Origin of the sequence: Pseudolysinimonas sp. (assembly GCF_031389465.1) — a bacterium.
Classification (GTDB): Bacteria; Actinomycetota; Actinomycetes; order Actinomycetales; family Microbacteriaceae; genus Pseudolysinimonas_A.
In genome coordinates this window covers 1-5,616 of sequence record NZ_JANMSQ010000233.1, presented here as the reverse complement: position 1 = coordinate 5,616, position 5,616 = coordinate 1, and the positions used below count along the sequence as shown (strand labels likewise).

5 protein-coding genes and 2 pseudogenes are annotated in these 5,616 nt (G+C 67.8%); 5 read left to right on the top strand and 2 right to left on the bottom strand.

What is annotated here, in order from left to right; translation table 11 throughout:
• Positions 1 to 618 (bottom strand): annotated as a pseudogene (locus RMO30_RS09360) (PaaX family transcriptional regulator); the annotation flags it as partial.
• 183 nt (positions 619 to 801) lie between these two features.
• Here RMO30_RS09360 and RMO30_RS09355 point away from each other — a divergent pair.
• The 5 genes from RMO30_RS09355 to RMO30_RS09335 all read left to right on the top strand — a co-directional run bounded on the left by RMO30_RS09355 (position 802) and on the right by RMO30_RS09335 (position 5,230).
• Positions 802 to 1,776, top strand: a complete 975-nt coding sequence (locus tag RMO30_RS09355) for an ABC transporter substrate-binding protein (protein ID WP_309712409.1) — start codon at positions 802 to 804, stop codon at positions 1,774 to 1,776.
• Between the two features lie 66 nt (positions 1,777 to 1,842).
• The gene (locus tag RMO30_RS09350) at positions 1,843 to 2,622 is read left to right on the top strand and encodes an ABC transporter permease (RefSeq protein WP_309712407.1); all 780 of its coding nucleotides are present in this window, start codon (positions 1,843 to 1,845) and stop codon (positions 2,620 to 2,622) included.
• Positions 2,619 to 3,446: an ABC transporter permease gene (locus RMO30_RS09345; RefSeq protein ID WP_309712403.1), complete on the top strand. Its 828-nt coding sequence runs from the start codon at positions 2,619 to 2,621 to the stop codon at positions 3,444 to 3,446. The genes RMO30_RS09350 and RMO30_RS09345 overlap by 4 nt, the downstream gene beginning before the upstream one ends.
• A complete protein-coding gene (locus tag RMO30_RS09340; RefSeq protein ID WP_309712402.1) occupies positions 3,439 to 4,257 on the top strand; it encodes an ABC transporter ATP-binding protein in 819 nt (272 codons plus the stop codon). Before RMO30_RS09345 ends, RMO30_RS09340 begins: the two co-directional genes overlap by 8 nt.
• Positions 4,258 to 4,300: 43 nt before the next feature.
• Positions 4,301 to 5,230: an alpha/beta hydrolase fold domain-containing protein gene (locus tag RMO30_RS09335; RefSeq protein ID WP_309712399.1), complete on the top strand. Its 930-nt coding sequence runs from the start codon at positions 4,301 to 4,303 to the stop codon at positions 5,228 to 5,230.
• Between the two features lie 3 nt (positions 5,231 to 5,233).
• On the opposite strand, the pseudogene RMO30_RS09330 reads toward RMO30_RS09335, so the two are convergent.
• A pseudogene (locus tag RMO30_RS09330) lies at positions 5,234 to 5,616 on the bottom strand (4-(cytidine 5'-diphospho)-2-C-methyl-D-erythritol kinase); the annotation flags it as partial.

Below are 5,616 nucleotides of genomic sequence, written 5' to 3'. Positions count from 1 at the left end.
GTGGTACTCGCTCGCGAGCTGGTCGAGATTCCAGGCATTCTGCGGCGACCGGGTGGGCGACGCCGACTCGGCGACCGACGCCTGGAGGGCGGTCGCCTCGACGCCGAGCGCCGCGAGTTCACGCAGAGCATCCTCGTGCCGGTCGTGCGGGCAGATCCACACCTCGTCGTACAGCGGGGCGAACCCGAGCCAGACCAGCCGGTTGCGCGCCGCGGCCCGCAACGACCGCCCGTTCTCGGGGATGCTGAACGCGACGACACTCCACACCCCCGACCACTCATCAGTCGCTCCGCCGAACTCGACGATGCGGTGGCTCGCGGCCGTGAGGATCTGCTGCGTGCGGGGGCTCGTACGATACGCCGTCGTGCGACCGGTCTTCGACGACCTCAGCAGGCCGCGCTTGACCATCCGACTCAGGGCTGCACGGGCGGCTGCGTCGTTGACTCCGAAATCGCCGAGCAGGGTCACCAGGGCCGCCGAGGGAAAACCGCCCCCCGATTTGAGCCAGTAGTCACCGAACAGCATCAAGAGCAGGCTCGGCGGGGATCCACGTCGGGTTCCGGTGACCCGCAGGCCGCGCGCTCTGCGCTGGTCCCCGCCGTCGCCGCCGCTGGTCATAGGCGCCATTGTGACATGCGCCGCCTGGCCACCGATCGGGCCGTTCTGGTTCTACACATTTACATCCACGACATTCGGGTCTAAGTTTGGTAGCGCTAGTTTCATGCTTAACTCCCGACCGCCACTCGTGACGGTCGGTCCACCACTCCAGCATCTCCTTCAACGAAGAAGAAAGGTTCTGCCATGAAACGCAGCACACTCCTCGGCGGCCTCGCATTCGCCGCCACGATCGCCCTCGTCGGCTGCACCGACACCGGTGCCGCCCCCGAACCCACCGAAGCCGGCCCCACAGAGACCTACCAGGTGCGGATCGCAGCCCTCCCGATCGCCGAGACCGGCGCGATCTGGGCCGCACTCGAGGCGGGCATCTTCGAAGAGCACGGCATCGAGCTCGAGATCCTTCCCGCCCAGGGTGGCGCACAGGCGATCCCGGCACTCATCGCCGGCGACATCGACTTCGCGATCGGCCAGCCGATGGGGCCGTTCCGCGCCGCCCTCGGCGGCGAAGAGGTGCGCATCGTCAGCAACTACGCCAATAGCCTCGCGAGCGGCGACAGCGACGTCAACTCGGTCGTCGCGAGCGCCGCGAGCGGCATCACCAGCTGGGCCGACCTCTCGGGCAAGACCGTCTCGGTCAACAGCCTCGGCGCCGCCGGTGACCTCACCATCCGCGCTGCCGTCGAAGCCGACGGTGGAGACCCCAGCACCATCGAGTTCGTCGCCGTCGCTTTCCCCGACGTCCCGGCCCAGATCGAGGCCGGCACGATCGACGCCGCGTGGGTGCCTGACCCGTTCCGCGGAATGGTCGTCGGCGCCGGCGGTACCGACCTGGGTGGCCCCTACCAGGCGACCATCCCCGGCCTGACCGTGCTGACCGCCTTCACCCTGCAGAGCGTCATCGACGAGCAGCCCGAGATGGTCGCAGCCTGGACTGCGGCCCTCGCGGCCGCGCTCGAGTACGCCGCCGCGAACGAGGATGCCGTGCGGGCCGCAATCGCGACCAACCTCGACATCCCCGAGGCGGCTGCGGCAGGCATCACGCTGCCGGAGTTCACGGCCGACCTGAGCAACGCGGGCCTGGAGGACCTCGTCGCCCTCGCGATGGAGTTCGCCTACTTCGAGACCGAGCCCGACCTGGGCACGATCGTCGTTCAGTAGCACCCGAATCGGTGGTCCGGGGTCGACAGATCCCGGACCACCGATGTGACCGAAGGAATTCGTGCAATGAGGCGACGACTGCAGCCCGTGCTGCTGGGTCTGTTGGGCATCTTGGTGTTTCTCGCCGTCTGGCAGCTTGCCTCTACGGTTGGTTGGGTGAACGGGAGATACGTGCCCCCGCCGACCGAAGTGTTCGCCGCCCTCGGGCGCCTGGTGCTCGATCTTCACTACTGGCGCACGATCGGCAACACCCTCATCACGTGGGCGATCGGCCTCGGTATCGCGGGCGTGCTGGCCCTCGTACTCGGCACCGTAATCGGCATGATCCCGGTGTTGCGCCGCTACACGCGCTCGACCGTGGAGTTCTTGCGCCCGATCCCGTCCGTCGCGATCATCCCGCTCGCGATCCTGCTGTTCGGCCTTGATCGCGAGTCCTCGCTCGTGATCGTCGTGTTCGCGACGTTCTGGCAAATCTTCATCCAGGTGCTCTACGGCGTCGCCGACGTCGACCCCGTGGCGCGCGACACGCAGCGCAGTTTTGGCCTCTCGGCGCCCTCGCGCTTCCGTCATCTCGTGCTCCCGACGGCACTCCCCTACATCATGACCGGCCTCCGCCTCGGGGCGACCGTAGCCCTCATCCTCACCGTGACGGGCGAGCTCATCATCGGCGTCGACGGCATCGGGCGTCTGCTCGTGCAGCGCGGGACCGCCGCCGACTACGCGGGTGTCTATGCCCTCGTCGTCACCGCCGGCGTTCTCGCGCTCATCATCAACCTCCTGGTGCGCGTCATCGAGCGACGAGTTCTCGGCTGGCATCAATCGGTGCGAGCGGAGGTCGTGCTGTGAGCGCCCCCGCCGTGACCCGTCGCCTGCTTCCGACGTCCGCGAGCCGTCGCCTGCCCCGCTGGCTCGACGGGTTGCTTGAAGCGATCGGGCTTCCGCTCGTGCTGCTGGCGCTGTGGGCGCTGTCGGCGCTCGTCGCCCCCAACCGCCGCTTCCCCGCCCCGTGGACCATCGCCGAGGCGTTCGTGAAGACGTGGGTGGGCGACGCGTTCTTCGTCGACGTCGCGCCGAGCGTCAGTCGGCTGCTCATCGGCCTGGCGCTCGCGGCCGTCATCGGCATCGCCCTCGGCCTCCTCGTCGGATCGGTGCGCTGGCTGCGGCAGCTCGTCGAGCCGGTGTTCGAATTCTTCCGCGCCGTGCCGCCACCGATGCTCGTGCCGCTGCTCGCCCTCACGCTGGGCATCGGCGACACGGCGAAGATCGTCGTGATCATCGCCGGCACCGTCTGGCCGGTCCTTCTGAACACCGTCGAAGGCGTCCGCTCCGTCGACGAGGTGCAGCGCGAGACGGCGACGTCTTACCAGCTCTCCACCCTGCAGCGCGTGCGGTTCATCATTCTGCCGAGCGCCGCCCCGCAGATCATGGCCGGAATCCGCCAGTCACTGTCGATCGGCATCATCCTCATGGTGATCTCGGAGATGACGAACGCCTCATCGGGGCTGGGCTACCGCATCACCTTCTTCCAACAGAACTTCCAGATCCCCGAGATGTGGAGTGGCATCATCCTGCTCGGCATCATCGGCATCGCACTCGCGGTGCTGTTCCAGCTCGCCGAGCGGTTCGTGCTCGGGTGGTATCGCGGCCTGAAGGAGACCGAACGTGCCTGACCAGACCTCGTCCCCGACTGCCCTGCTGAGAGTGGAAGGCCTGCGGAAGTCCTACGGCGACTTCGTCACGCTGCAGAACATTTCGTTCACCGCCAAGCAGGGTGAACTGATCTGCATCGTCGGACCCTCGGGCGCCGGCAAGACGACACTGCTGAAGTGCATCGCAGGTCTGCTCGCCCCGAGCGGCGGCATCATCGAACTCGACGGCGAACCCGTCACGGCTCCACCGAAGAAGATGGCGGTCGTCTTTCAGGAGTACGGTCGCAGCCTCATGCCGTGGATGACGGTGCGGCGCAACGTCGAGCTTCCGCTGCTGCGCACGACCCCCAAAGCCGAACGCCGCCAGCTGGTCGACAAGGTCCTCGACGCAGTGGGGCTGAGCGCCGCCGCTGACAAGTACCCCTGGCAGCTTTCGGGCGGCATGCAGCAGCGGGTCGCGATCGCACGGGCCGTCGCGTACAGCCCCGAAGTGCTCATCATGGATGAGCCGTTCGCCGCCGTCGACGCACAGACCCGCGCCGACCTCGAGGACCTCGTGCGTTACATCTGGACGAAATTCGGAGTCACCGTGATCTTCGTCACGCACGACATCGACGAATCCGTGTACCTCGGTCAGCGCGTGATCGTGTTGTCGATGCCGCCGACGGTCGTGCAGGAAGATCTCACGATCGACCTGCCCGCCGAGCGCGACCAACTCACGACCCGTGCGCTGCCCCGGTTCACCGAACTGCGCACACACGTGTATGCGCAGATTCAGCGCGCGAAGCGCGACAACGAGCGACGGCCCGACCACGAGGCGCCCGCAGCCTGAGCCTTCGCCATCCCACCCACTAGGAAGTAGGAGTCCTCAAGAAATGTCGATCCTGTCCCGCCCGAAAGTCGCCTCAACCGTCGCAAAGGCGATGCAAGGTCTCACCGGCGCCATCCTCGAGCGTGCGCTCAAGCCGCACGAGCGGTTCCCTGAGCACCCCGGGCGCACCGAGAAACTGACGGTGCCGACCTCGGTCGCTCCGGCTGAGCTGACCATCTATCGACCCGAATCGGGTGAACCCCTGCCCGCCGTGCACGTCAACTTCCATGGCGGCGGCTACGTGCTGCGCGGTGCCGTTCTCGACGACCCGCTGTGCCGCACGATCGTCGCTCTCGCAGGAGTCGTCGTGATCAACGTCGACTATGTCGTCGCCCCGCAACATCGTTTCCCCGCCCTCCCCCAGCAGGCGTACGACGTGGTCGCCTGGGTAGCGGCCAACGGCGCCGAACACGGCTGGGACGCGTCGCGGCTGACAATCGGCGGGCAAAGCGCCGGGGGCGCCCTTGCAGCCGCGGCCGCGCGGCTCGCCCTGGAGAACGGCACTCCGGCGATCACTCTGCAGGTACTGCATTACCCGCCGCTTGACCTCTCGGTGCCCGCCAGCACCAAGTCCTCGACGATCGCCAAGCCGGCGCTCAAGCCCTGGATGGGAGAGGTCTTCGACACCGCTTACGTTCCCAACCCCGCCGACCGCGCCGATCGGCTGGTGTCTCCGGCCGGGTCTGCTGACACGGCAGACCTCACCGGAATCGCCCCCGCGGTCGTGCTGACGGCTGGCCAGGACATCCTCCTTGCCGAGGGCAAGCGCTACGCGGAACGCCTGCGCAAGGCGGGCGCGCTCGTCGAGTACGTGGAGCTCGAAGGCGTCGACCACGGATACGACACCCGCGACCTCGAACGCGCCCGCGAGGTGTACGCGCAGATCGCCGGGTTCATCAAGGCGGCGGTGAAGAGCCCCCGCACGAAGGCCTGATGCTCAGTCGGAGATGATGCGGGCGCCGTGCACGGGACCCGTGGCCCGAACGACGGTGAGTTGCGCCGCCGAGAGGGCGATCTGCAGCTCGAGCGCCGAATCGAGATCGGCGGCGAGGAACGCAACGGTCGGGCCCGAACCTGAGACGATTCCGGCGAGCGCGCCGTTGCGCTCTCCGGTTTCGATCACTTTCGCGAGCGACGGCTCGAGGTGGAGAGTCGGGGCCTGCAGGTCGTTGTGCATCGCGGCGGCGAGCATCCGCGCATCCCCCGCTCGCAACGCCTGCAGCACGTCGGTGCCGACCGTGGGGGCCGGGTTCGCCGGCGCGACCTCGCCCGCGTGTCGAGCCCGGTGGTCGTCGAGCTCTCGGTAGACGGCGGGCGTCG